The organism is Dactylosporangium maewongense, from assembly GCF_039531485.1.
Lineage (GTDB): Bacteria > Actinomycetota > Actinomycetes > Mycobacteriales > Micromonosporaceae > Dactylosporangium > Dactylosporangium maewongense.
In genome coordinates this window covers 13,500-36,330 of sequence record NZ_BAAAQD010000015.1, presented here as the reverse complement: position 1 = coordinate 36,330, position 22,831 = coordinate 13,500, and the positions used below count along the sequence as shown (strand labels likewise).

The following is a 22,831-nucleotide window of genomic DNA, read 5'->3' as shown; positions in this document are numbered from 1 at the left end:
GTTGCGCCGCCCGGGGCGCGTGGCGTCGTGCACGGCCGACTACCCCGGACGCCGCGCGCCAATCACCCGCGGCCCCGCCGATGCCTCACCCGGTCCGACCGGGCATACGGTGGACGATCACCCCATCGGGTGGTCATGAACGCGGTCGTGTGGGCAACACGAGTCCTTGGCATACCGGATCTGGTGAGCGAGGAGCCATGCCGGGAGACATCGCACCGATCGTGGTCGGCGTCGACGGGTCGGCGGCGAGCCGTGGCGCGGTGCGCTGGGCCGCGGACGAAGCGGCCCGGCACGGGTGTCCGCTGACGGTGGTGCACGCGCTGGGCATCCCGGTCCCCTTCGGTCTCTACGAGCAGGAGTCTGCTCCCGCCGGCGACGCGGCCGCGCTCGTGCGCGGATGGGAACCGACGGTCGAGGTCGAGACCGTCGTCGCCGCCGGCGAGCCGTCCGACGTGCTGTGCGAACAGTCCCACCGCGCGCGGCTGGTCGTGATCGGCAGCCGCGGGCTCGGCGGATTCGCCGGACTGCTGCTCGGTTCCGTCGGTATGCACCTGAGCTCGCATGCCGCGTGCCCGGTGCTGGTCGTCCACCACGCCGAGCGGTGGGCCGGCCCCGAGACCTCGCTGCCCTCGCTGCCGCAGGACGGCCCGGTCGTCGTCGGTGTCGACGGCTCCTCCGGCTCCGTGTTGGCGCTCGAACTGGCCTTCGAAGAGGCGGCCGCCCGCCATCTCCCGCTGGCCGTCGTCCGAGCCTGGCAGGGGCCGGACTCCGGCTCGGCCTCGGCCGAGGCGGCCGCGGGTCACGCACTGGCCGCCGAGGTCGAGCCCTGGCAGGCGAAGTATCCCGAGGTGCGGATCGATCTCCGGCTTCTCCCGGGCGCCGCGGCCGAGGTGCTGACCCGCGCGTCCGAGCACGCCGTGATGGTGGTGGTCGGCGTCCGGGGACGTGGCGGGCTCACGGGATCGCGGCTGGGCTCGGTCAGCGGGCAGGTCCTGCACCACGCCGCAGGCCCGGTGCTCATCGCCCGCGCCGCGGGGGCCACGACCGAGACGGCGGCGGACCGGCCGTACCGGCGGATCGGCGTGGGCGTCGACGGCACCGAACCCGGCTGGACCGCCTTGTCCTGGGCCTGTGATGAGGCCGACGCCGGCGCCGCCGACGTCACCATCCGTCACACCGATCCATCGCACCAGATCCGCGACCCCAGACCCGACGAGTCGGCACTGGAGCGCGTCGATCCCGTTCTGGCCCGGCACCTGCACGCCGTCCGCGACCGCCTCGGCGGGCACGTCGACTTCGAAGTGGCCGACGGCGGTGCCGTCGACGCCTTGCTGGACCTGGCCGACCGCGCCGACCTTCTCGTGCTCGGCGCGGCCGTGCCGGCCCGTCTGGGACACCTGTCGACCGCCGCCCGCGTCGCCGCCCACGCGCCCGTGCCCGTGGTGCTCGTGCCCGCTCCGGCGCCGCCGCACCGTCAAGGGCCGTTCGCCGGGCACGTCGTCGTCGGTGTCGACGGCTCGGCCGAGTCGCACGCCGCCATCAGGTTCGGCTACCGGTACGCCCACCTGCACCGCGTGCCGCTCGCCGCGGTCCATGTCAGTGCCCGGGCGGCGGGAGACTTCTGGTTCGACGAGACGACCCTGGAAACACACTTCGCCACCGAGCCGGAATCGACCGAGCTCCTGGCCGCCGCGGTCGAACCGGTCGCCGCCCGGTTCCCCCAGGTGCCGCTCAAACGCGCGGTCTTCCTCGGCCCACCCGTCGAGGGCCTGCGCCGCGCCGCCGACGGCGCTGTGCTGCTCGTCCTCGGCCGCCGCGGACACCGCCTGCCGGCGCCGCTGCGGCTCGGCTCGGTCAGCCGGGCATTCGCCGACCGGCCCCCGGGTGTGGTGGCCATCGTCGGATCCCCCGGATGACCGGGCCCACCCTGCTGTCGCGATGCCCCGATGACTCACCCCACGCGGTCACGCCCTCGACGTAGCTTGGGCGGTAGGCCTACGAGACGTGCGGGAGAGCCCAACTGGGTGACAGTTGAGCTGAGAGGCTGAACGACCGAGAGGTCGACCGCGATCCCCACGACCTGATCCAGGCAATGCTGGCGAAGGAAAAACGCCTCGTAGGTCTCTTGGCGCGCATGGCCTGGTCGTGCAGCGGTGCCGGTACGCGGGCCCCGGGATCCGGTGGTGCTCTGACGATGTCAGCTCGAGTGCCGGCCGTGCGTCGTGGCAAGGTGCCGAAGGTACGGGTCGGGCTCGGCGCCGACCGGCGCCAGGCGCAGCTTCACGTCGACCGCGGTGCAGCCGCGCGGGCCGACGAGGACCGGGTTCAGGTCGAGCTCCGCGATCTCGGGGAAGTCCTCGGCGAGGCGGCCGAGGCGCAGCAGCAGATCCTCCAGCGCCGAGGTGTCCGCGGGTGCTGCGCCGCGGTAGCCGGTCAGCAGCGGCGCGGCGCGCAGCCCGCCCCGCATCGCCGCGGCGTCGCGGTCGGTGAGCGGCAGCAGCCGGAGCGTCCGGTCGCCGAGCAGGTCCGTGTACACGCCGCCGAGGCCGAGCATGAGCAGGGAGCCGAACAGCGGGTCGTGGACCACGCCGGCCACCATCTCCACGCCCGGATCGGCCATCGGCTGGACGGTCACGGCGGGCCGCTCGGTGCCGATGGCAACGCCGATCGCCCGGTACGCCGCACGGACCGCGGCCTCGTCGGCGAGACCGAGCCGCACGGCGCCGATGTCGCTCTTGTGCACGAGATCCGGTGCGGCGGCCTTCAGCGCCACCGGATAGGAGATCACCTCGGCGTCGCGCAGCGCCTCGTCGGCGTCCGTGGCGATGCGGGTCTCCACCACCGGCACGCGGTAGCAGGTCAGCAGCGATCTGGCCACGTCGGCGGGCTGCCAGCCACCGCCGGTCGCCAGTGCCCGCCGCACGATGCCACGGGCCGCGCCGTGGTCGACGTCGTGCAGGGCAGGGCGGTTCCCGACCGGCTCGCGGCGCCAGGCCGCGTACCGCGCGGCGCGGCCCATCGCCAGCACCGCCGGCTCCGGCAGGTCGAACACCGGCACCTTGCGGACCCCGAGGGTGCTCGGCACGCCGGGCGCGCCGACCACGACGACGGCGACCGGCAGGTGCGGGCAGTCGTCGGCAGCGGCGGCGATGGCCGCGATCGTGGCGGGGGTGTCGTTGGTCCTCGTGGAGACGAACGTGACGACCAGCAGGTCCACCTCGCCGGACCGGGCGACCACCCGGATCGCCTCGCGCACGGTCTCGGCGGTGGCTTCGGCGCCGAGGTCGATGGGGTTCACGGCGGCCGGCGTGCGGTCGGGCAGCGTCAGCGTGGGCACGATGAGGCCCGCGGCCGGGGCGGCGTCGGCCGCCAGCACGTTCAGCCCGCCCGCGTTGCCCACCACGGCGAGGCGGTTGCCGGTGGGCAGCGGCTGGTCGGCCAGCACCCGTGCGGTGTCCAGCAGTTCGCCGAGCGTGTCGGTGCGAATGACGCCGGCCTGTTCGAACAGCGCCGCCACCGCCGTCTCCGGCGCCGCGACGGCGGCGGTGTGCGAGGCACCCGCCCGCCTGCCGCCTTCCGAGCGGCCGCTCTTGACGGCCAGCACCGGCTTGCGGCTGGCCAGGGCCCGGGCGATCCAGGCGAACCGGCGCGGGTTGCCGAAGGACTCGACGTACAGGGCGACTGCGCGGGTCGCCGGATCGTCGGCCCAGTAGCTGAGCAGGTCGTTGCTGCTGATGTCGGCCTTGTTGCCGAGTGACACGAAGCTGGAGATGCCGATGCCGCAGCCGGCGGCCGCGTCGAGGATGGCCACGCCGATCGCGCCGGACTGTGACGCCACCGCCAGGCCGCCAGGGACGGGCGGTGCCGGGGCAAACGTGGCGGTCAGCCGCACGGCGGGGTCGGTGTTCACCACGCCGAGGCAGTTGGGGCCGAGGATCCGCATGCCGTGCCGGCGTGCCTGGCGGACGAGGGCCGCCTGGGTCGCCGGTTCGATGCCGGCGGTCAGGATGACCGCGGCGCGCACGCCCGCGGCGCCGCACTGGCGCACCACCTCGGGGACCGCCGCCGCGGGAACGGCGATGACGGCGAGGTCCACGGCGTCGCCGATCGCCGCCATGCTGGGACGGGCGGCGATCCCGCATACCTCGGCGGCGTTCGGGTCGACCACGTGGAGGGCTCCGGTGTAGCCGCCGGCCCGCAGTGCCGCGAGCACCTCGCGGCCGATCCCCCCGGGGCGCCGTCCGGCACCGATGACGGCCACCGAGGCCGGGGTCAGCAGGGGCCGCAACGAGTGGTGCGCCGCGGTGCGGTCCCGCAGTCCGACGGCGGCCAGCGCCGCCTCGTCCGGCAGCGTCGGCACCCGGATCTGGAGCGTCCCGGCGTCGGCCTCGAGCCGCCGGGCGACACCCGGCGCGAGGTCCCCGCCCACCTGCAGCATGGCGGCGTTGTGCGGCAGCACGTCGCCGACCAGTTCGGTGATGCCCGCCCGTCGCGCGGCGGCGGCCAGATGCTCCAGCAGCAGCGTGCCGAGACCCTCGCCGTGGTGGTCGTCGTCGACCACGAGCGCGAAGTCGGCCCGTGCCGCGTCGATGCGTTCGTAGGAGCCGGCGGCGAGGACGCTGTCGCGCTCCTCGACGAGCAGGTGTACGTGGTCCGGCCCCGACGGGCGGGTGAGCCTGCGGACCTCGCCGTCCAGTGCCGTGCCCGCGCTGAAGAACCGCAGGTACCGGCTCGCCGGGGAGAGCCGCTGGTGCAGGGCGAGCAGGGCCGGCGCGTCCTGCGGCCGGATCGTGCGGAGCCGGACGATCCGGCCGTCCGTGGTCAGGCAGTCGACGGCGCTCATCGCGGGCTCCGGGCGGCGGGCGGCCGGCCGGACGTGGAGCCGAACTTCAGCAGATCGGCCGTCGCCGCCGGGTCGAACAGGTCGTCGACCGCGGCGGCGCTGTGTGGCGCGCCGAGCGGGTCGCGCACGACGGGGCAGCGGACAACGTCCCGGCCGGACCCGTTGAGCGCCATCCGGTAGGTCATGGTTGCCTCCAGCCCGTGATGCCGCTGTCCGCGGCGTTCGGAGGAATGCGCCCTGCCCGTACACGTCATTCTTGCCCAAGACCGGGGCGAACGGCAGGGGGCGGGTGACGGCTCGGCGGGCGGATCGGTCGCGTCCGGGTGTGGCGGTCGCTGAAGTGGAGCGCGGAGTCCGCGGTCGTCATGGTGTCCCGCGGCCGGGCTCCAGCGCGCCGGGCTCCAGCGCCGCCGGAAGAGGGCCGCTGCGCCGGCGGGTGAGGTCGGCCGCCTCCAGCTCCGCCAGCTGCAGGGTCCGGGCGGCGAGCGCGGCCTCCAAGGCCGGGATCCAGTGGCGGTCCAGGGCCCGTACCCGCCGCCGGGTGGCGGCCATCTCGCTCTCGACGGCGGCGAGCGCCGCGTCGGCGGCCGCGTGCCTCACCGCGGCGAGCGCCGCAGCGCGGTACGCCGCCTCGGCCTGCGAGAGCGCGGCCCCTCCCGGCGCCGGCAGCTGCGCGGGGCGCGGCGGGATCAGCACCGACGGCTCTCCCGGGCAGCGGACGCCCATCACCGCGGTCCACGGCACGCAAACCTCGGCCGGCGGCATCTCGGCCGCCGCGTCGATCGCCTCCAGGCCGTCGAGCAGCACGGCACGTTCGAGCCGGCCGCGGGCCGCCGCGTCGGCCGCCGTCCAGTCCCTGGCCGTCTCGGCATGGCGCCGCCGGAGGCGGTCGTGCTCGGCGGCGAGCAGGGTGAGCTTGCGCCGCAGGACGCTGCTGCCGTGCCGGGTGACCTCGAGGCGGTGACGCAGCCACAGCAGGCCCGAACGGCCCACCGGCACGTGGCGAAGGGCGATCATCCGGCCGCCCCGGTGGGGTGGGCCGCGCGGATCGCCTCGGGCAGCATGACGAGCTCCCGATCCGGCAGGGTCCGCACCGCCTGCCAGGCCCGGTCGAGCGTGTCGTCCAGGGTCCGGGCCTCGTCCGGCCGCTGGTCGATCAGTCGCTGTTCGACGACGTCGGCGAAGCCGAGGTACTGGCGGTCGACATCGCCGAGCGCCGCCGCCCCGATCAGGTCGGCCAGCTCGCGGGTCTGCCGGGCGCGCGACAAGGCGGCGAGCACCTGCGCCGCGAGCGGAAGGTGATCGTCCCGGGTGCGGCCCGGGCCGGCCCCGTGGCGCATGAGCCGGGAGAGCGACGACAGCGGGTCGGCCGGCGGATACACGCCCCGGCCGTGCAGTTCGGCGGAGAGCACGATCTGCCCCTCGGTGATGTACCCCGTGAGGTCCGGCACCGGATGCGTGATGTCCCCGGCCGGCATGGTCAGCACCGGCAGGATCGTCACCGAGCCGGGCCGGTGCCGGATCCGGCCGCACCGTTCGTAGAGCGAGGCGAGGTCGGTGTAGAGGTACCCCGGATAGGCCCGCCGGGCGGGAAGCTCGCCACGGGCCGACGACACCTCCCGCAGCGCCTCGGCATAGCTGGTCATGTCGGTCATCACGACCAGGACGTCCCGGCCGCCGGTGAACGCGAGATCCTCGGCCACTGTCAGTGCCAGCCGCGGCGTGAGGATCCGCTCGATCACCGGATCGTCGGCCGTGTTCAGCAGCAGCACCAGCTCACCGGCGGTGGCCCGCTCGTCCAGGGCGTCCCGGACGTACGCGGCGTCGGCGTGGGTGAGGCCCATGCCCGCGAAGACGACGCTGAACGGTGCGCCGCCGACATGGGACTGCGCGGCGATCTGGACGGCCAGTTCGAGGTGCGGCAGGCCCGCGACGCTGAACACCGGGAGCTTCTGGCCGCGCACCAGGGTGGTCAGCGCGTCGACCGCGGAGACGCCCGTGATGACCGGCTCGGCCGGCGGTTCGCGCCACGTCGGGTTGAGCGGTGCCCCGGCGACCGCCGCGCTGCGCTCACCGGTGACGGGCGGGCCGCCGTCGATCGGCGCGCCGCGGCCGTTGCAGGTGCGCCCCAGCCAACGGTCGCCGACAGCGATGCGCATCGGTGCGCCGGCGAACGCGACCGTGCTGCCGTGGCGGCCCATGCCCGCCGTTCCCTCGAGCACCTGGACGACTGCCGTGTCGCGGTCCACCTCGAGCACGACGCCGTGCCGGTGGGCGCCGCCGGGCAGGCGGACGGTGACGACATCGTCGTAGCCGGCTCCGGAGACGCCGCCGACGACGACCAGGGGGCCGCGCAGCTCTCGGATGTCGCCGTACTCGACCACGGGCCACGCGGTCATGCCGTCGTCCCCGGGGCCGTCGCGTTGAGCTGGGCCAGGACCGCGTCGCGCAGCCGGGCGACGCCACCGGCGTCGGCGGGACCGAGCGTCTCGCGGGCACGGGCCAGCGGGCCGAAGTCGATCGCCTCGATGGAGGCCGGTGCGGTGCCGGCGTCGACGAGCGCGTGACAGCGGTCGCAGACGGTGAGGACGGCGTCGAGCAGCGCCGCCGACTTCACCGCCGTGCAGTGGGCATCGGTCGCGACGAGGGCGTTCTGTCGCAGGACGCCGTCGCGCAGGAGCCGGCCGGCGAGCAGCGTCATCCGCTCGTGCGCCGGCAGCCCGCCCGTGCCGACGAGGTCGGCGAGCGCGGCGATGCGGTCGGCGTCGGCGAGCACGTCCAGCGCCCACGCCCGCCGGGCGTCCCAGCCCGGATCCCCGCGACGGGCGTAGTCGGCGCCGACCAGGCCGGTGTCGCGGGAGAACGACGCCGACCAGGACACCGCGGGGTAGTGGCGGGCGTACGCGAGATCCCGGTCGAGGGTCCACCGGCAGCGGACGAACCGCTCGGTGTTCGCGACGACCGGCTCGGTCATGTCGCCGCCGGGCGGGGACACCGCGCCGACGATCGTGACCGAGCCGGAGCCGCCGCCGAGCGTCCGCACGGCGCCGGCCCGTTCGTAGAAGGCGGCCAGCGCCGAGGCGAGGTCGGCGGGGTAGCCTTCCTCGGCCGGTGGTGTTCCGCTGCGGGACGCGAACTCGCGCAGCGCCTCCGCCCAGCGCGATGTGGAGTCGGCGATGACCACCGCGTCGTAGCCCATGTCGCGGTAGAACTCGGCGACGGTGACGCCGGTGTAGATGCTGGCCTCCCGGGCCATCATCGGCATGTTCGACGTGTTGGCGATCACGACGGTCCGGTCGAGCAGGCGGCCCCCGGTCCGGGGGTCCTCCAGTGTGGACAGTTCGCCGACGACGTCGGCCATCTCGTTGCCGCGCTCGCCGCATCCGACGTAGACGATGACGTGGGCGTCGCACCACTTGGCGATCTGCTGCAGCAGGAGGGTCTTGCCGGTGCCGAAGCCGCCCGGCACCGCCGCCGTGCCGCCCTTGGCGATCGGGAAGAACGCGTCGACCACGCGCTGCCCGGTGAGCAGCGGTGCGTCCGCGGCGCGGCGGGCCGTGTACGGGCGCGGGGTGCGTACGGGCCACGACGTGGTCATCGTCACCGGTGCCGTCCCGACGGTGACGAGGACGTCGTCGGGTCCGTACTCGCCGGGTGCGGCGACCTGCTGGACGGTGCCGGACACGTGCGGCGGGACGAGCACCCGGAACTCGATCGGGCCGCCGGTAGCGACGACGCCGAGGATCCCGCCCGGTCCGGCCGTGTCGCGCTCCGCCACCCGCGGTGTGAAACGCCGGGCGGTGCCCTGCGCCGGCGGGGCGGCGAGTGACCCCGCGGTGAGCCAGACCGGGCCGCCGGCGAGGGGGCGCAGCAGGCCGTCGAACAGCCCACCGAGCAGCCACGGCCCGAGCGGCGCCGCCAGTGGACGGCCGAGCGGGACGGCGGCGTCTCCCGGGCGGAGGCCGCCGGTGTACTCGTACGCCTGCACGGTGACGGCCGGGCCCCGGACGGCGACCACCTCACCGGGCGAGCGGCACGGGCCGAGCTCGAGCACGTCGTGCATGGCGGCGTCCGCGCCGTCCACCTGCACCAGCGGCCCGCTGACCCGCGTGATCCGGGCGGCCTGCGTGGAGTCGCTGCCCCGTGCGGTCATCGCCACAGCTCCGCTACCGCTTCGGCCGACTCGACGGCATGCGCGGTGAGCGACGCGACGGAGCAGTCCACGCACCGGTCACCGAGGCGGGCCGTGAAGCCGCCACCGGTCGCCGGTGCGACCGTCGCGCCCGGACCGAGGGCGGCGGCGGCCCGGGCGGCGAGCGCGGGGCCGAGCCGTCTGTCGTCGAGTGCCGCCCGCAGCGCCTCGGCCACGCGACGGCACAGTTCCTCGTAGACGTCCCGCTGCGCCGCGAGCACGAGCGCGTGGGCGGCACGGCGGGTGTGCGCCTCCTCGGCCTTGGCGAGGCGTGCGGCGTCGGCGCGGCCGGTGCCGCGCGCCATCTCCAGGAGTCGTTCGGCCTCGGCGCCGGCGTCGGCCAGCAGCCGGGTGCAGGACCGTGCGGTCTCGGCACGGACGGCGGCGGCGTCCGTCTGCGCGCGGTGCAGCAGGGCCGAACGGACCGGCTCGAGGCTCTTACGGACCGGCGTGCTCATGCGGCACCGTCCGGGTCCGGCAGCACGGCGAGCAGGCGGCCACCCGGCCCGCCGGCCGCGGCCACGGCCCGGGCCGCGGACGGGGTGACGATGACGATGCCGACCCGGTGGTCGAGCTCCCGCCATGCGGCCTGGGCCGCCCGTTCGTCCTCGGCGGCGACTACCGTGACCCCGGCCAGGCCGTAGCCACGGACCAGGCGGGTCTCGCCGATCGCCGCGACGCGAGCCGTCGCGTCCATGCTCACGCCTTGCCGATCAGGATGATCGCGACGATGAGCCCGTAGATCGCGATGCCTTCCGCCAGGCCGACGACCACCATGGCACGGCCGAACAGCTCAGGACGCTCGCTCAACGCCGCCAGCGCCGCGGCGCCGGTGTACGCCACGGCGATCGCCGCGCCGATCGATGAGCCGGCCACCGCGATGGCCGCGCCGAGCAGCGCGGCCCAGCTCGCGTCACCCGTCCCGGCCTGGGCGACCGCCGTGGTGCCCGCACCGGCCCGGGACGGGGTGAGCAGCAGCGCCGCGGCGGAGACGGCGGCGGCGAACAGCACGGCGTTCACCAGGACCAGCGCGCGGGTCACCAGCCAGGGCCGCCGGGTGGCGGATCGCCGTACGGCCCAGGCGACCATCAGGACACCCGGCACCGCGCCGAGCCAGAGTGCGTTCACCGCTGAACCTCCTTCGAAGCCGGAACACAGCGCCACGGCCGGAAGGGCCGGCCGGTCCCCTCGAACACCCGGGAGAACAGCTCGTAGTACTCCAGGCGCAGCGCCTGAACCCCGGCGACGACGGCCTCGAGGCCGAACGCGACCGCGTTGCCGAGCACGAAGACGGTCACCGCCGTGACCGTCCACACTCCGCCCCGGTGCCACAGCCCGGTGGTCCCGGCCCACACGAGCGCGCCGAGTGCTGCGTGCGTCAACCCGAACGCGGCCAGCCGGGCGAACGAGATCAGGTTCGCGCAGATACGGACGACGAGGTCGAAGAGCTGGACGACGGTCTGCGCCACGGCGGCACCCTCGCCCGCGGCGGCATGCAGGCCGGCGGCGGCGAACGCCAGTCCCGCGGCCGCGACGGCCGCCGAGACGGCGACGAGCGGGGCGCTCGCGGCGAAGACTCCGGCCGCGAGCAGGGCCAGGCCGGCGAAGACGGCGGCACCCGCGACGCCGGACGGCGCGTACAACGCCAACCCGGCCGAGCCCTCCCGCCAGCGGTTCACGATGCCCACCACGTAGGCGACGGCCAGGAACGCCCCGCCGAGCCCGACCGCGGCAACCAGCAGCCGCACCGGCTCGGCCAACGGCCGCAGCCAGAGCGCCGGCAGCAGCCCGGTCGGCCCGAAGAACTCTCCGTAGAGCACCCCGAAGACGGTGCTGGCCAGGCCCGCGCCGGCGACGAACGGCCACGCGTCGCGAAGCCGGGGGTACCGCCGGGGTGGGTGCCGGGCCAGCAACACGGCCACCAGCACCAGGACGAGTCCGTGACCGGCGTCGCCGAACATCATCCCGAACATCACCACGTAGGCCACGCCGGCCGGCAGCGTCGGGTCGACGTCGGCGTAGGGCACCGCGCCGTACGTCTCGACGATAGGCGCGAACGACCTGCTCACCCGCCCGGCCCGGGTGAGCAGCGTCGGCGGCTCGGCTCCGGGCGGCGGCCGCAGCGCGGCGAGCGCACCACCGAGTGGTGCCAGCCGGTCGGCCAACGCCCCCCGGGACGGCTCGGGACACCAGCCCAGGTACGCGGCCGCGCCGTGGCGGCGCAACGCCGCGGCCCGCATCCGGTCGAAGCCCACCTCGTCCGGATCGCCGGCGCCGTGGTCGACGGGCTCCAGCTCGACCACGCCGGCGAGCCCGACCTCGGCCAGGACCGCGTCGAGCGTGTCCTCGGGCGCCACCAGGGCGACGCGCGTCATGCGCACCGGCCGCAGCCGTTGCCGCCACGACGCCGGCCCGGGCGTGGTCACGGTGTGCCCGGGCCCCGGCCGGCGCCGTACACCTCGTCCAGCGCGGCCGAGACGATCGACGGCGCGGCGATGTCGAGGCGGTCCCAGGCGCGGGCACGCAACGCTTCGGCCGTGCGCTGCGCCTCGTCCATGACGGTCTCCATGGCGTGGGCGGTGTCGGCGCGTGCCACGGCGAACGCCTCGGCGCGAGCCTGTTGTGCGCGGGCGTGCGCGGCCGCCACGATCCGTTGCGCCGCGACACCGGCCCGCCGTCGTCGCTGCGCGGCCGCCGCCTCCGCCTCGGCCCGGATCGCGGCGGCTTCCGCGTCGGCGGCGGCGAGCAAGGAGAAGACCGGGCGCAGTTCCTCCTCGGCCCGGGCCACCCGGTCGGCGGGCACCGCGGCCTGCCCGGCCGCGCCCGGTGGGCCGGCCGGCCGGAAGCGTTGCAGGAGTTGCCGCAGCGTCGTCACGGTCGCTACCTACCCCCGCCGGACGGCGGGCAACGGCTCGCCGCGGCCGATCCTGGGCGCATCCTGGGGGTATGCGATCCGGTGCGGCACATGTCGCCGGCGCCGTGCGGGCACGCGCCCTCGTCCGGCGTTGTGTGGGTCCGGCCTCGGCGCGGGTGCTGGCCGGGAGCCCGGGGCTCGACGCGGCGATCGGCATGCTGGCGTCGGGTCCGTACGGCCGTGAGGTGCGGCCGGGCCAGGACGCGCAGTCGGTGCAGGACGCGGTGTCCCGCACGGCGCTGTGGCACCTGCGGATCCTCGCGGGATGGCTGCCGCGGGACGGCGTCGAGCAGTTGCGGGCGCTCGCCGGCTGGTTCGAGATCCGCAACGTGGAGCGGATGTTGCGCCGTGGACGGGGGTATGGACGGGGCCACGACGGCCCCGCACCGTTCAGGCTGGGGTCGTTGGCGGTCGTCCGGCCGCCACTGTCCGCCACGTTCACAGTGGACCAGGTGCGGGCGGCGCTGGCGTCATCCGCGTGGGGTGACCCCGGGGCCGCGACCGCCCGCGCGATCGGACAGGGCATGCGGGCCACCTGGGCGGTGCGCGCCGCGGCGGTACCTGCGGCCGAGCCCTGGGCCGCGGGCGGCCTCGCGCTGACGGTGGCGCGGGAGCGCTGGCTCACCGGCCGACCGCTCACCGAGGCGGCCCACACCCGCGCCGCCGGTCTGCTCGGCCGGCGCGCGCTCGACGCCGCTTCGTTCGCCGGCTTCGTCGCGGCACTTCCGGCCCCGGCCGCGTGGGCACTCGCCGACGTCCGGGAGCCGGATGCGCTCTGGCGGGCGGAGGCGGGCTGGTGGGCACGGGTCGACCGGGACGCTCACGGGCTGCTGCACGCAGCCGGGTTCGACGGCCGTCCCGCCATCGGCGCGGCCGCCGCACTCGCGGTCGACGCCTGGCGGGTCCGGGCGGCCGTGGCCGCCGCGACGGACGGTGCCGGCACTGGGCGGTACGACGCGATGATGGACGCCGGCCACCAGGAGTGACGGGTGAGAAGTCCCGGACTTTCGTGTGCGGATGCGTGCGCGAGGACGAGACTTGAACTCGTGCAGACGGTCGCGACGCGGGTGGCGCGCCGTATCGAGGTCCGTGGGACGGTGCAGGGCGTCGGCTTCCGGCCGTTCCTCTACCGGCTGGCCCGCGGGCTGGGCCTGGACGGCTGTGTCCGCAACGACGGCGGCGTCGTGGTGATCGAGGCCGCCGGCCCTGCCGAGGCATTGCGCGCGCTCGTCGCCCGGCTGCGGACCGAGGCGCCCGTCCAGGCCCGCGTCGCCGACGTGCGGGTGAGTGAGCTGCACGGTCGCGCGCCGGCACCCGGCACCGGCTTCCGGGTCGGCCTGTCGATCCGCCCGCGCCCGGCCGGTGCCGCGCCCGGCCGGATACCGCCGGACCTCGGCACCTGCGACCGGTGCCTGGCGGAGCTGTTCGATCCCGGGGACCGGCGGCACCGCTATCCGTTCGTCAACTGCACCGACTGCGGTCCCCGGGCGACGATCGTCGACGCCCTGCCGTACGACCGGGCACGCACGAGCATGCGGGAGTTCCCGATGTGCGCGGGCTGTGCGGCGGAGTACGCCGATCCGGCGGACCGGCGCTTCCACGCCGAACCGATCGCCTGCCCGGCTTGCGGCCCGCGACTGGCATGGCACGGCGTGTGCGACACGGTCGCGGCCGCCCACGGCGACGACGCCCTCGCCGCGGCGGAGCACCTCATCCGCCGCGGCGGTGTCGTCGCGCTCAAGGGACTCGGCGGCTATCAGCTCGTCTGCGACGCGACCGACGGGACCGCCGTCGCCCGGCTGCGCGAGCGCAAGCATCGCCCGGCCAAACCCTTCGCCGTCATGGTGGACGGCGTGGCGACGGCGCGGCGGCTGGCCCGGGTCGGCGGGGCGGAGGCGGCGCTGCTGACCTCGCCGGCGCGCCCGGTCGTGCTGCTGGCCCCGCTGGCGGGCGGCCTCGTGGCGGACGCCGTCGCGCCCGGCGTGCCGCGGCTCGGGCTGTTCCTGCCCACCACGCCGCTGCACCATCTGCTGCTCGCCGATCTGGCCCACCCGCTGGTGGTCACCAGCGGCAACGTCTCGGACGAGCCGATCGTGGTCGACGACGACGAGGCCCGGCGGCGGCTGGCCGGGATCGCCGACGGCTTCCTCGGCCACGACCGGGCGATCCGGTCCCGGTACGACGACTCGGTGACCCGCGTCGTCGCCGGCCGGGCGTCGCTCGTTCGGCGCGCCCGCGGCTACGCCCCCGAGCCGATCGCCCTGCCGGTGCCCGCGCGGACGCCGCTGCTGGCCGTCGGCGCTCAGCTCAAGCACACGTTCACGCTCGCCGCCGGCGGCACCGCGTTCGTCGGCCCGCACACCGGCGACCTGGAGCAGCAGGCCACGATGGAGGCGTTCACGGCGAACCTCGCGCAACTGTCCCGCGTCGTGGGCGTCACGCCGGGCGCCGTCGCGCACGACCTGCATCCGGGGTACCTGTCGACGCAGTACGCCGCGGCGCTGCCGGTCGGGCGGCGGATCGCGGTGCAGCATCATCACGCGCACGTCGCGTCGTGCGCGGCGGAGCACGGTGTGACCGGCCGGTTCATCGGCGTGGCGTACGACGGGCTGGGGCTCGGCGACGACGGCACCCTGTGGGGCGGTGAGGTGTTCGTCGCCGACCTCGCCTCGTACCGGCGGGTGGCACGGTTCGCCCGGGCGCCGTTGCCCGGCGGTGAAGCCGCGGTGCGGCGCCCGGCCCGCATGGCGCTCGGCTATCTGTTCGGCTCCGAACTGCCCGACGAACGTGTGCCGCGCGCAGCCGAGCCGTTCCTGCGCCGGTTGCCCGATCGCGAGGTCGTCACCGTGCGCCGGATGGTCGAGCGCGGCGTCAACTGCCCGGTCGCGTCGAGCGCGGGGAGGCTCTTCGACGCGGTCGCGGCGCTGCTCGGCGTCCGCGACGACGCGACCTACGAAGGGGAGGCGGCGGTCGCGCTGGAGGCGCTCGCCGCCGGCTTCGCGGGCGCGCCCGAACTGCCGTGGCGGCTGACGGCACGGGACGGCCTGGTGGTGTACGACCCCTCGCCGACCCTGCTGGCACTGCTGGACGCGGCGCGGGACGGCGCCGGCGCGGGACCGCTCGCCGCCGGGTTCCACGCCACGATCGCCGCCGTGACCGTCGCCCTGTGCGCCGACGTCGCCGCGCGGCACGGGCTGCGGACCGTCTGCCTGTCCGGCGGGGTCATGCAGAACCAGCTCCTGGTGGAGGCCGTCGTCGGGGGACTGGCGGCGGCGGGGCTGGAGCCGCTGGTCAACGAGCTGGTGCCGGGCAACGACGGCGGGATCAGCTACGGCCAGGCGGCGGTCGCCGCCGCCCGGGTGCGGAAGAGGTGAGCCGGATGTGTCTGGGCATTCCGGGCCGGATCGGGTCGGTCGACGACGCGAGCGGCCTGCACATGGGCACGGTCGACTTCGGCGGCGTGGAACGCGAGGTCTGCCTCGCCTACGTCCCTGAGGCGCGGGCGGGCGACTACGTGATCGTGCACGTCGGATTCGCCATCAGCGTCGTGGACGCGGCCGAGGCGCGGCGGACACTGGAGGTCCTGGAGGCGATGGGCGACGTCCTGGAGCAGGAGCTCGCCGGCGGACCGGGGGCGGCGCCATGAGGTACGTCGACGAGTACCGCGACCCGTCCCTCGCACGGCGCCTGTTCGCCGAGATCCGCGCGGCGGCCACCCGGCCGTGGACCCTGATGGAGGTGTGTGGCGGCCAGACCCACACCATCGTGCGGCAGGGCATCGACGAGCTCCTGCCGGCAGGGCTGCGGATGATCCACGGGCCGGGGTGCCCGGTCTGCGTGACACCGCTGGAGCTCATCGACAAGGCTCTGGAGATCGCCGGGCGCGACGAGGTCGTCTTCACGTCGTACGGCGACATGCTGCGCGTGCCGGGCAGCCGGACCGACCTGCTGTCGCTGCGGGCCCGCGGCGCCGACGTCCGCGTGGTCTACTCGCCGCTCGACGCGGTCCGTGTCGCCGCCGACCGTCCCGACCGTGAGGTCGTGTTCTTCGCCGTGGGCTTCGAGACGACCGCCCCGGCCAACGCCATGGCCGTGCTGCGGGCCCACCAGCTCGGGCTGCCCAACTTCAGCATGCTGGTCAGCCATGTGCTGGTGCCGCCCGCGATGACCGCGATCCTCGACGCGCCGGACTGTGAGGTCCAGGCGTTCCTCGCCGCCGGGCACGTCTGCGTGGTGATGGGCTGGACGCAGTACGAGCCGATCGCCGCCCACTACCGGGTGCCGATCGTGGTGACCGGGTTCGAGCCGCTCGACCTCCTCGAAGGCATCCTGATGGCCGTCCGGCAACTCGAGGACGGCCGTGCGGCGGTGGAGAACCAGTACGCCCGCGCGGTGCGCCGCTCGGGTAACACCCAGGCGCAGGACGCGATCCGGCGCGTGTTCCGCATCGGCGACCGCGCCTGGCGTGGCATCGGCACCATCCCGGGCAGCGGCCTGATGCTCACCGACGAGTTCGCCGGATACGACGCCGAGCTGCGCTTCGCCGTGGCCGGCCTGAGCGCCCGGGAGCACCCCGCCTGCATCGCCGGCGACATCCTCAGGGGCACGCGCGTGCCGACCGACTGCGCCGCCTACGGGACCCTCTGCACCCCACGCACGCCGCTCGGTGCGCCGATGGTGTCGACCGAAGGGACGTGTGCCGCCTTCTACAACGCGGGGCGCACGCGCCCGGCGGTCACGGCGGGTCCGCGATGACCGCCGCCGACCTGTCCCGCGCCGGGTGCCCGGTGCCACTCGCCGAGACCGAGAAGGTGCTGCTCGGCCACGGCAGCGGCGGCCAGCTGTCCGCGGAGCTGCTGCGCGACGTCGTGGTGCCGGCACTCGGCGCCGCCGCCGCCGAGACCGTGCCGGAGGACGCCGCCGTGGTCTGTGTCGACGGCCTGGACCTCGTCGTGAGCACCGATGCGTTCGTGGTCAGTCCGCTGTTCTTCCCCGGCGGTGACATCGGCGTGCTGTCGGTGCACGGCACCGTCAACGACGTGGCGATGATGGGTGCGACGCCGCTGGCGCTCGCGGTGGCGTACGTCATCGAGGAGGGATTCCCGGTCGCAGATCTCCGGCGGGTCACCGCGTCGGTCGGCGCGGCCGCGGCGGCCGCCGGAGTGCCGGTCGTCACCGGCGACACGAAGGTGGTCGGGCGCGGCGCGGCCGACGGCCTGTTCGTGACCACGACGGGACTCGGCCGCCGGCTGCCCGGCGCCCGGGTTTCGGCGGCGCTCGCGCGCCCTGGGGACGCGGTGCTGCTGTCCGGGCCGATCGGCGCGCACGGCACGACCATCCTGAGCACGCGCGAGGCACTCGGGTTCGAGGCCGACATCGCCTCCGACACCCGCCCGCTGCACCGGCTCGTCGCGGCGATGGTGGCCGGGACCGGGCAGGCGATCCACGTCATGCGTGACCCGACCCGGGGCGGGGTGGCCTCGACGCTCAACGAGATCGCCGCCGCGGCGGGGGTGGGAATCGAGATCGACGAGGCGGCGGTCGCGGTGCCGGCCCCTGTGGCGTCGGCATGTGAGCTGCTCGGCCTGGATCCGTTGCACGTGGCCAACGAGGGTTGCCTGGTGGCGGTGGTGGCGCCAGAGTCCGCCGAGGCCCTGCTGGCCACGATGCGGGCGACGCCGGAGGGGCAGGACGCGGTCCGGCTCGGGTCGGTGGTGGGGGAGCACCCCGGGCGGGTGGTCATGCGCACCCTCATGGGCGGCCGCCGCATCGTCGACATGCTCGTCGGTGAGCAACTGCCCCGGATCTGCTGACATCGGGGTCAAACGGCCTTTAAAGGGTAGTGGTGCAGAGACGCTCAGTTGTGGAGGCGCGCTCGATGGCCCCGGTGGTGTTGTCCCGGCTCGACGACCTCTTCGCCGCCCTGCGACAGGACGGACTCACCGTCATCGGCCCGACGGTGCGCGGGCACGCGATCGTGCTCACCGAGATCGGCGGTGCGGCGGATCTGCCGTACGGTTGGCGGACGGAGGTCGAGGCTGGCATCTACCGGCTGCTGCCCGGCGACGAGCGGCTCGCGTTCACGCACACGTCCGGGCCGCAGTCGTGGAAGCAGGTCCTCCATCCACCCCGGCAGCGGCTGTGGTCGGCCGACCGATCCGCGGACGGCTTCACGGTCGCCGACGAACCCGAGCCGCCGCGGCGGCTGGCACTGTTCGGCGTCCGCCCGTGCGACCTGCGCGCGATCGGCGTGCTCGACCACGTCCTGGGCGACGGCGGACGCTACGCCGCCCGCCGCGCCGAGGTGCTCATCGTCGCGGTCAACTGCACCGAGCCGGGCGGCGCGTGCTTCTGTGTGTCGGCGGGTGGCGGGCCCGGCGCCGACACCGGCTACGACATCGCGCTGACCGAACGCTCCGACGGGACGTACCTGGCGAGCGGCGGCACGGCCGACGGCGAAGCGCTGCTCGCCCGTATCCCGGCGACGCCGGCCTCCGCCGACGACATCAGGTCCGCGGAACGGGCGGTGGAGTCCGCCGCGACGCGGATGGGCCGGACCCTGCCCGAGGCCGACCTGCGCACGCTGCTGGCCGGTCACCGGGCGGACCCGCAGTGGGACGACGTGGCGCAGCGGTGCCTGACCTGCGGCAACTGCACGATGGTCTGCCCGACCTGCTTCTGCACCTCGGTCACCGACACGACGGATCTGACCGGTGACCACGCCGAGCGCTGGGAGTCCTGGGAGTCCTGCTTCGACCTGGAGTTCACCTCGCTGCACGGCGGGCCGGTGCGCGAGTCGAACGCCGGCCGCTACCGCCACTGGCTCACGCACAAGTTCGGCACCTGGCACGACCAGTTCGGCGAGTCGGGATGCGTGGGCTGCGGCCGCTGCATCGCCTGGTGTCCGGTCGGCATCGACGTCACCGCCGAACTGCACGCCCTCAACGCACACCCGCCCACGCCGGCCGAGGACACGCCATGACGACCACGTACGACCTGCTCGTCACGCACCCGTTCCTCGCCGGGCTGCCGACGGAGCACGTCGAGCGCCTCTCGCGCTGGGCGTCCCCCGCGCCGTTCAGCGCCGGCACGCGGATCTTCGAGGAGAACGACCGGGCCGACCGGTTCTGGCTCATCCGCGGCGGCAGCGTCCACCTCGACATCCGGGTGCCCGGCCGCGGCGACGCCGTCATCGAGACGATCGGCGCCGGCACGGTCCTCGGCTGGTCCTGGATGTTTCCGCCGTTCCGCTGGCACTTCGGCGCGGTCGCCGTCGACCAGGTGCGCAGCATCGCGATCGACGGCGCCGCGGTCCGTTCGCTGCTCGACGCCGACCCCGGCTTCGGCTACGAGCTGACCAAGCGGTTCATGGCCGTCGTCGTGGAGCGCATGCAGGCGACCAGAATCCGGCTGCTCGACCTGTACAAGGCACCTGCATGACCACGATGACCGCCGCCCGCTACCGGGTGACCGAGCGCTGGCGGGAGACCGGCGACACGGTCACCCTCGCGCTCGAACCGGTCGACGCGCCGTTGCCGGTGTTCCGGCCCGGCCAGTTCGCGATGCTGTACGCCTTCGGGGTGGGCGAGGTGCCGATCTCCGTCTCCGGCTACGGCACGGCCGGCCTGCTGCACACGATCCGGGCGGTCGGGGCCACCACCGGCGCCCTGTGCGGAGCCGGTCCGGGCGCGATGCTCGGCGTGCGCGGGCCGTTCGGCCGCGGCTGGGAGCTGCCCGCGCCCGTCGGTGCCGACCTGGTCGTCGTCGCCGGCGGGCTCGGGCTGGCCCCGCTGCGGCCGGTCGTCCTCCACGCGATGGCCGACCGGGACCGCTACCGGCGGGTGGCCGTGCTGATCGGTGCCAGGACTCCGGACGACCTGCTGTATCCCGGCGAGTACGAAGGCTGGCGGGCCGCCGGGCTCGACGTGTACACGACGGTGGACCGCGCCACCACCGAGTGGAGCGGTCACGTCGGAGTGGTGACCGCGCTGTACGACCGGCTCGACCACCGGCCGGCCGCCACGGTCGCCTGCGTGTGCGGGCCCGAGATCATGATGCGGTTCGCCGCGCGGGGGCTGGTCGGCCTGGGCGTGCCCGCCGGGCAGGTATGGCTGTCGCTGGAGCGCAACATGCAGTGCGGACTCGGCCACTGCGGCCACTGCCAGCTCGGCCCGCTGCTCGTCTGCCGCGACGGCCCGGTGGTCGCCTACGACCGGGCCGGCCCGCTGATGACGGTCAAGGAGCTGTGATGACTGTGACGGCACGGCCGAAGCTTGCGGTGTGGAAGTTCGCGTCCTGCGACGGCTGCCAGCTCACCCTGCTCGACTGCGAGGACGAGCTGCTGCCGCTCAGCGAGCACGTCGACATCGCCCATTTCCTGGAGGCGTCCAGCGCGGTGGTGGAAGGCCCGTACGACGTCTCCCTCGTCGAGGGATCCGTCACCACCCAGGACGACGTCGAGCGGATCCACCGCATCCGGGAGCAGTCGGGGATGCTGATCACCATCGGCGCGTGCGCCAACGCCGGCGGCGTCCAGGCGTTGCGCAACTTCGCCGACGTCCAGGAGTTCCGCTCGGTCGTGTACGCCAGCCCGCAATACGTGGCGACCCTGGCCGAGTCGACGCCGATCTCGGCCCACGTGCGGGTGGACCTGGAGCTGCCGGGGTGCCCGATCGACCGGCGTCAGCTCATCGGAGTGCTGACCGCGCTGCTGGCCGGTCGGCGTCCGGGCCTGCCCGTGCACAGCGTCTGCCAGGAGTGCAAGCTGCGCGGGACGACCTGCGTGACGGTGGCGCAGGGCATTCCGTGTCTGGGGCCGGTCACCCGGGCCGGCTGCGGCGCGCTCTGCCCCGCGTACGGCCGCGGCTGCTACGGCTGCTTCGGCCCGATGGCGAAGCCCAACACCGCCGCCATGGTCGCCTCGCTGCGCAGCCTCGGCATGTCCCCGGCCGACGTGGCCCGCGTCTTCCGGACCTTCCACGCCGCCAAGCCGGAGTTCCGGGCCGCCGCCGAGCAGGGGGAGCGGCGATGAGCCACCGCAACGACCGATCACTGCGCGTCGGTGCGCTCGCCCGGGTCGAGGGGGAGGGGGCGATGCACGTGCGGGTCGACGGGGCGACGGTGACCGACGTGCAACTGCGCATCTACGAACCGCCCCGGTTCTTCGAGGCGTTCCTGCGCGGCCGTGGCCACCTCGAACCGCCCGACATCACCGCCCGCATCTGCGGCATCTGCCCGGTGGCGTACCAGATGAGCGCCTGCCTGGCGATCGAGGACGCGTGCGGCGTGCGGGTCAGCGAGCCGGTCGCCGAGCTGCGCCGGCTGCTGTACTGCGGCGAGTGGGTCGCCAGCCACGCACTGCACGTGTACCTGCTGCACGCACCCGACTTCCTCGGCTACCCCGGCGTCGTCGAGATGGCGCGGGACCACCGTGCCGCCGTCGAACGCGGACTGGCACTCAAGAAGGCCGGCAACGCCATCCTCGAGCTCATCGGCGGCCGCGCGATCCACCCGATCAACGTCCGCGTCGGCGGCTTCTACCACGCCCCGTCGTCGGGCGAGCTGCGCGCGCTCGCCCGCGACACCCTGCGACCGGCCCTCGATCACGCCTTCGCCACCGTCGACTGGGTCGCCGGCTTCCCGTTCCCGGATTTCACCATCGACCACGAGCTGCTCGCGCTGACCGACCCGGACCGGTACCCGATCGATCGGGGAGAGCCGCGGACCTCGGCCGGCCGGTCGTTCCGGGTGCGCGACTTCGAACACCACATCGTCGAGACGCAGGCGGCGCACTCGACCGCCCTCCACGCGGCACTCACCGGCGCCGGGAAGTACCTCACCGGTCCCCTCGCCCGGTACACGCTCAACCATGCCGCGCTGTCCCCGCCGGCCCGCCGGGCCGCCACAGCGGCAGGCCTGGGGGAGCGCTGCGACAACCCGTTCCGCAGCATCGTCGTCCGCGCGGTGGAGATGGTCTACGCCCTGGACGAGGCGCTGCGCATCATCGAGGCGTACGAGCCTCCGGCACCGCCTCACCTGGCGGTGCCGCCGCACGCCGGCATCGGATACGGCGCCACCGAAGCACCCCGCGGAACCCTCTTCCACCGCTACGAGCTCGACGCTGCCGGCACGATCGTCAGCGCCCGGATCGTGCCGCCGACGGCGCAGAACCAGCCGAGCATCGAGGACGATCTGCGCCGCTACGTGCAGGACCGCCTGGACCTCGACGACGAACGACTCACCTCCGAATGCGAGCAGGCGATCCGCAACTACGACCCGTGCATCTCCTGCGCCACCCACTTCCTGGACCTCACCGTGGAGCGCCGATGAACCCGCCGGTCGTCGTGATCGGGGTCGGCAACCCGTTCCGCCGCGACGACGGCGCCGGCCCGGCGGTCATCGAGCGGCTCAGGCTCGCCGGCCTGCCCGGGGTCGACCTGGCCGAGAGCGACGGCGAGCCGGGCACCCTCATCACCCTGTGGGAACAGCGCCGGCTGGCCGTCGTCGTCGACACGGTCCACACGTCCCACGCCCCGGCCGGACATGTCCACCGTCGGCTCATGGCCCGCAGGCCGTCCGGACCAGGGGGCAGTACCAGCTCCCACGCCATGGACCTCGGCGACGCCGTCGCCCTGGCCCGGGAGCTCGACCGGCTTCCCGACCGCATGCTGCTGCTCGGCATCGAGGCGGCGGGCACCGGCTACGGCACCGGCCTGACCCCGGCCGTGGCCGCCGCCGTCGACCGCGTGGTCGAGCACATCGTCGCCGCGGTCCACGAACTGCGGCCGGAGGTCGCGCCGTCCCGGGACCATCGGCCTGAACCGGCGCACGGAACCCGGCAAGGCTTGAAGTGAGCTCGGGAAGCGAAGGATCGGGCAGAGCG

General features: G+C 74.9%; 22 protein-coding genes. 12 read left to right on the top strand and 10 right to left on the bottom strand.

Annotation, left to right across the window (positions count from 1 at the left end):
* The first annotated feature begins 197 nt into the window (after positions 1 to 197).
* The gene (locus ABD332_RS33625; protein WP_344506379.1) at positions 198 to 1,916 is read left to right on the top strand and encodes a universal stress protein; all 1,719 of its coding nucleotides are present in this window, start codon (positions 198 to 200) and stop codon (positions 1,914 to 1,916) included.
* Between the two features lie 281 nt (positions 1,917 to 2,197).
* Here ABD332_RS33625 and ABD332_RS33620 read toward each other — a convergent pair whose 3' ends face one another.
* The 10 genes from ABD332_RS33620 to ABD332_RS33575 all read right to left on the bottom strand — a co-directional run bounded on the left by ABD332_RS33620 (position 2,198) and on the right by ABD332_RS33575 (position 11,910).
* Positions 2,198 to 4,843 carry a bifunctional acetate--CoA ligase family protein/GNAT family N-acetyltransferase gene (locus ABD332_RS33620; protein WP_344506378.1) on the bottom strand — a complete coding sequence of 882 codons (2,646 nt, stop codon included), beginning with the start codon at positions 4,841 to 4,843 and terminating at the stop codon, positions 2,198 to 2,200.
* The gene (locus tag ABD332_RS33615) at positions 4,840 to 5,028 is read right to left on the bottom strand and encodes a hypothetical protein (protein WP_344506377.1); all 189 of its coding nucleotides are present in this window, start codon (positions 5,026 to 5,028) and stop codon (positions 4,840 to 4,842) included. The genes ABD332_RS33620 and ABD332_RS33615 overlap by 4 nt, the downstream gene beginning before the upstream one ends.
* A gap of 178 nt (positions 5,029 to 5,206) precedes the next feature.
* Complete coding sequence (locus tag ABD332_RS33610; protein ID WP_344506376.1) at positions 5,207 to 5,860, bottom strand: V-type ATP synthase subunit D; 654 nt, start codon at positions 5,858 to 5,860, stop codon at positions 5,207 to 5,209.
* The gene (locus ABD332_RS33605) at positions 5,857 to 7,242 is read right to left on the bottom strand and encodes a V-type ATP synthase subunit B (protein WP_344506375.1); all 1,386 of its coding nucleotides are present in this window, start codon (positions 7,240 to 7,242) and stop codon (positions 5,857 to 5,859) included. Before ABD332_RS33605 ends, ABD332_RS33610 begins: the two co-directional genes overlap by 4 nt.
* Positions 7,239 to 8,996 carry a V-type ATP synthase subunit A gene (locus ABD332_RS33600; RefSeq protein WP_344506374.1) on the bottom strand — a complete coding sequence of 586 codons (1,758 nt, stop codon included), beginning with the start codon at positions 8,994 to 8,996 and terminating at the stop codon, positions 7,239 to 7,241. Before ABD332_RS33600 ends, ABD332_RS33605 begins: the two co-directional genes overlap by 4 nt.
* Positions 8,993 to 9,493: a hypothetical protein gene (locus ABD332_RS33595; protein WP_344506373.1), complete on the bottom strand. Its 501-nt coding sequence runs from the start codon at positions 9,491 to 9,493 to the stop codon at positions 8,993 to 8,995. The genes ABD332_RS33600 and ABD332_RS33595 overlap by 4 nt, the downstream gene beginning before the upstream one ends.
* Positions 9,490 to 9,732, bottom strand: a complete 243-nt coding sequence (locus tag ABD332_RS33590; RefSeq protein WP_344506372.1) for a V-type ATP synthase subunit F — start codon at positions 9,730 to 9,732, stop codon at positions 9,490 to 9,492. Before ABD332_RS33590 ends, ABD332_RS33595 begins: the two co-directional genes overlap by 4 nt.
* A 2-nt stretch (positions 9,733 to 9,734) precedes the next feature.
* Positions 9,735 to 10,163, bottom strand: a complete 429-nt coding sequence (locus ABD332_RS33585) for an ATP synthase subunit C (protein WP_344506371.1) — start codon at positions 10,161 to 10,163, stop codon at positions 9,735 to 9,737.
* The gene (locus ABD332_RS33580) at positions 10,160 to 11,410 is read right to left on the bottom strand and encodes a V-type ATPase 116kDa subunit family protein (RefSeq protein WP_344506686.1); all 1,251 of its coding nucleotides are present in this window, start codon (positions 11,408 to 11,410) and stop codon (positions 10,160 to 10,162) included. Before ABD332_RS33580 ends, ABD332_RS33585 begins: the two co-directional genes overlap by 4 nt.
* Before the next feature lie 47 nt (positions 11,411 to 11,457).
* Complete coding sequence (locus tag ABD332_RS33575; RefSeq protein ID WP_344506370.1) at positions 11,458 to 11,910, bottom strand: hypothetical protein; 453 nt, start codon at positions 11,908 to 11,910, stop codon at positions 11,458 to 11,460.
* Between the two features lie 71 nt (positions 11,911 to 11,981).
* On the opposite strand from ABD332_RS33575, the gene ABD332_RS33570 reads away from it, so the two are divergent.
* The 11 genes from ABD332_RS33570 (at position 11,982) to ABD332_RS33520 (ending at position 22,802) form a co-directional block, all read left to right on the top strand.
* The gene (locus ABD332_RS33570) at positions 11,982 to 12,935 is read left to right on the top strand and encodes a hypothetical protein (protein ID WP_344506369.1); all 954 of its coding nucleotides are present in this window, start codon (positions 11,982 to 11,984) and stop codon (positions 12,933 to 12,935) included.
* Between the two features lie 60 nt (positions 12,936 to 12,995).
* On the top strand, positions 12,996 to 15,323 hold the full coding sequence (gene hypF / locus ABD332_RS33565; protein WP_344506368.1) for a carbamoyltransferase HypF: 2,328 nt from the start codon (positions 12,996 to 12,998) through the stop codon (positions 15,321 to 15,323).
* A 5-nt stretch (positions 15,324 to 15,328) separates the two neighbouring features.
* Positions 15,329 to 15,595 (top strand): HypC/HybG/HupF family hydrogenase formation chaperone, encoded by a 267-nt coding sequence (locus ABD332_RS33560; protein ID WP_344506367.1) that lies wholly within the window; start codon positions 15,329 to 15,331, stop codon positions 15,593 to 15,595.
* On the top strand, positions 15,592 to 16,704 hold the full coding sequence (hypD, locus tag ABD332_RS33555) for a hydrogenase formation protein HypD (protein ID WP_344506366.1): 1,113 nt from the start codon (positions 15,592 to 15,594) through the stop codon (positions 16,702 to 16,704). Before ABD332_RS33560 ends, hypD begins: the two co-directional genes overlap by 4 nt.
* On the top strand, positions 16,701 to 17,762 hold the full coding sequence (gene hypE, locus ABD332_RS33550; protein ID WP_344506365.1) for a hydrogenase expression/formation protein HypE: 1,062 nt from the start codon (positions 16,701 to 16,703) through the stop codon (positions 17,760 to 17,762). Before hypD ends, hypE begins: the two co-directional genes overlap by 4 nt.
* A gap of 65 nt (positions 17,763 to 17,827) precedes the next feature.
* Positions 17,828 to 18,931: a 4Fe-4S dicluster domain-containing protein gene (locus ABD332_RS33545; protein WP_425552335.1), complete on the top strand. Its 1,104-nt coding sequence runs from the start codon at positions 17,828 to 17,830 to the stop codon at positions 18,929 to 18,931.
* Positions 18,928 to 19,389 (top strand): Crp/Fnr family transcriptional regulator, encoded by a 462-nt coding sequence (locus tag ABD332_RS33540; protein WP_344506363.1) that lies wholly within the window; start codon positions 18,928 to 18,930, stop codon positions 19,387 to 19,389. The genes ABD332_RS33545 and ABD332_RS33540 overlap by 4 nt, the downstream gene beginning before the upstream one ends.
* Positions 19,386 to 20,198: an FAD/NAD(P)-binding protein gene (locus ABD332_RS33535; RefSeq protein WP_344506362.1), complete on the top strand. Its 813-nt coding sequence runs from the start codon at positions 19,386 to 19,388 to the stop codon at positions 20,196 to 20,198. The genes ABD332_RS33540 and ABD332_RS33535 overlap by 4 nt, the downstream gene beginning before the upstream one ends.
* Complete coding sequence (locus ABD332_RS33530; protein WP_344506361.1) at positions 20,198 to 20,980, top strand: NADH-quinone oxidoreductase subunit B family protein; 783 nt, start codon at positions 20,198 to 20,200, stop codon at positions 20,978 to 20,980. Before ABD332_RS33535 ends, ABD332_RS33530 begins: the two co-directional genes overlap by 1 nt.
* Positions 20,977 to 22,278: a Ni/Fe hydrogenase subunit alpha gene (locus tag ABD332_RS33525; protein WP_344506360.1), complete on the top strand. Its 1,302-nt coding sequence runs from the start codon at positions 20,977 to 20,979 to the stop codon at positions 22,276 to 22,278. Before ABD332_RS33530 ends, ABD332_RS33525 begins: the two co-directional genes overlap by 4 nt.
* Positions 22,275 to 22,802, top strand: a complete 528-nt coding sequence (locus ABD332_RS33520) for a hydrogenase maturation protease (protein ID WP_344506359.1) — start codon at positions 22,275 to 22,277, stop codon at positions 22,800 to 22,802. The genes ABD332_RS33525 and ABD332_RS33520 overlap by 4 nt, the downstream gene beginning before the upstream one ends.
* Positions 22,803 to 22,831: the final 29 nt, after the last annotated feature.

What these genes read in the sequence shown, in the direction of transcription:
- ABD332_RS33625 (WP_344506379.1), top strand. Translation starts at nt 198, where the DNA reads ATGCCGGGAGACATCGCACCGATCGTGGTCGGCGTCGACGGGTCGGCG.
- ABD332_RS33620 (WP_344506378.1), bottom strand. Translation starts at nt 4,843, where the DNA reads ATGAGCGCCGTCGACTGCCTGACCACGGACGGCCGGATCGTCCGGCTC.
- ABD332_RS33615 (WP_344506377.1), bottom strand. Translation starts at nt 5,028, where the DNA reads ATGACCTACCGGATGGCGCTCAACGGGTCCGGCCGGGACGTTGTCCGC.
- ABD332_RS33610 (WP_344506376.1), bottom strand. Translation starts at nt 5,860, where the DNA reads ATGATCGCCCTTCGCCACGTGCCGGTGGGCCGTTCGGGCCTGCTGTGG.
- ABD332_RS33605 (WP_344506375.1), bottom strand. Translation starts at nt 7,242, where the DNA reads ATGACCGCGTGGCCCGTGGTCGAGTACGGCGACATCCGAGAGCTGCGC.
- ABD332_RS33600 (WP_344506374.1), bottom strand. Translation starts at nt 8,996, where the DNA reads ATGACCGCACGGGGCAGCGACTCCACGCAGGCCGCCCGGATCACGCGG.
- ABD332_RS33595 (WP_344506373.1), bottom strand. Translation starts at nt 9,493, where the DNA reads ATGAGCACGCCGGTCCGTAAGAGCCTCGAGCCGGTCCGTTCGGCCCTG.
- ABD332_RS33590 (WP_344506372.1), bottom strand. Translation starts at nt 9,732, where the DNA reads ATGGACGCGACGGCTCGCGTCGCGGCGATCGGCGAGACCCGCCTGGTC.
- ABD332_RS33580 (WP_344506686.1), bottom strand. Translation starts at nt 11,410, where the DNA reads ATGACGCGCGTCGCCCTGGTGGCGCCCGAGGACACGCTCGACGCGGTC.
- ABD332_RS33570 (WP_344506369.1), top strand. Translation starts at nt 11,982, where the DNA reads ATGCGATCCGGTGCGGCACATGTCGCCGGCGCCGTGCGGGCACGCGCC.
- ABD332_RS33560 (WP_344506367.1), top strand. Translation starts at nt 15,329, where the DNA reads ATGTGTCTGGGCATTCCGGGCCGGATCGGGTCGGTCGACGACGCGAGC.
- hypD (WP_344506366.1), top strand. Translation starts at nt 15,592, where the DNA reads ATGAGGTACGTCGACGAGTACCGCGACCCGTCCCTCGCACGGCGCCTG.
- hypE (WP_344506365.1), top strand. Translation starts at nt 16,701, where the DNA reads ATGACCGCCGCCGACCTGTCCCGCGCCGGGTGCCCGGTGCCACTCGCC.
- ABD332_RS33545 (WP_425552335.1), top strand. Translation starts at nt 17,828, where the DNA reads ATGGCCCCGGTGGTGTTGTCCCGGCTCGACGACCTCTTCGCCGCCCTG.
- ABD332_RS33540 (WP_344506363.1), top strand. Translation starts at nt 18,928, where the DNA reads ATGACGACCACGTACGACCTGCTCGTCACGCACCCGTTCCTCGCCGGG.
- ABD332_RS33535 (WP_344506362.1), top strand. Translation starts at nt 19,386, where the DNA reads ATGACCACGATGACCGCCGCCCGCTACCGGGTGACCGAGCGCTGGCGG.
- ABD332_RS33530 (WP_344506361.1), top strand. Translation starts at nt 20,198, where the DNA reads ATGACTGTGACGGCACGGCCGAAGCTTGCGGTGTGGAAGTTCGCGTCC.
- ABD332_RS33525 (WP_344506360.1), top strand. Translation starts at nt 20,977, where the DNA reads ATGAGCCACCGCAACGACCGATCACTGCGCGTCGGTGCGCTCGCCCGG.
- ABD332_RS33520 (WP_344506359.1), top strand. Translation starts at nt 22,275, where the DNA reads ATGAACCCGCCGGTCGTCGTGATCGGGGTCGGCAACCCGTTCCGCCGC.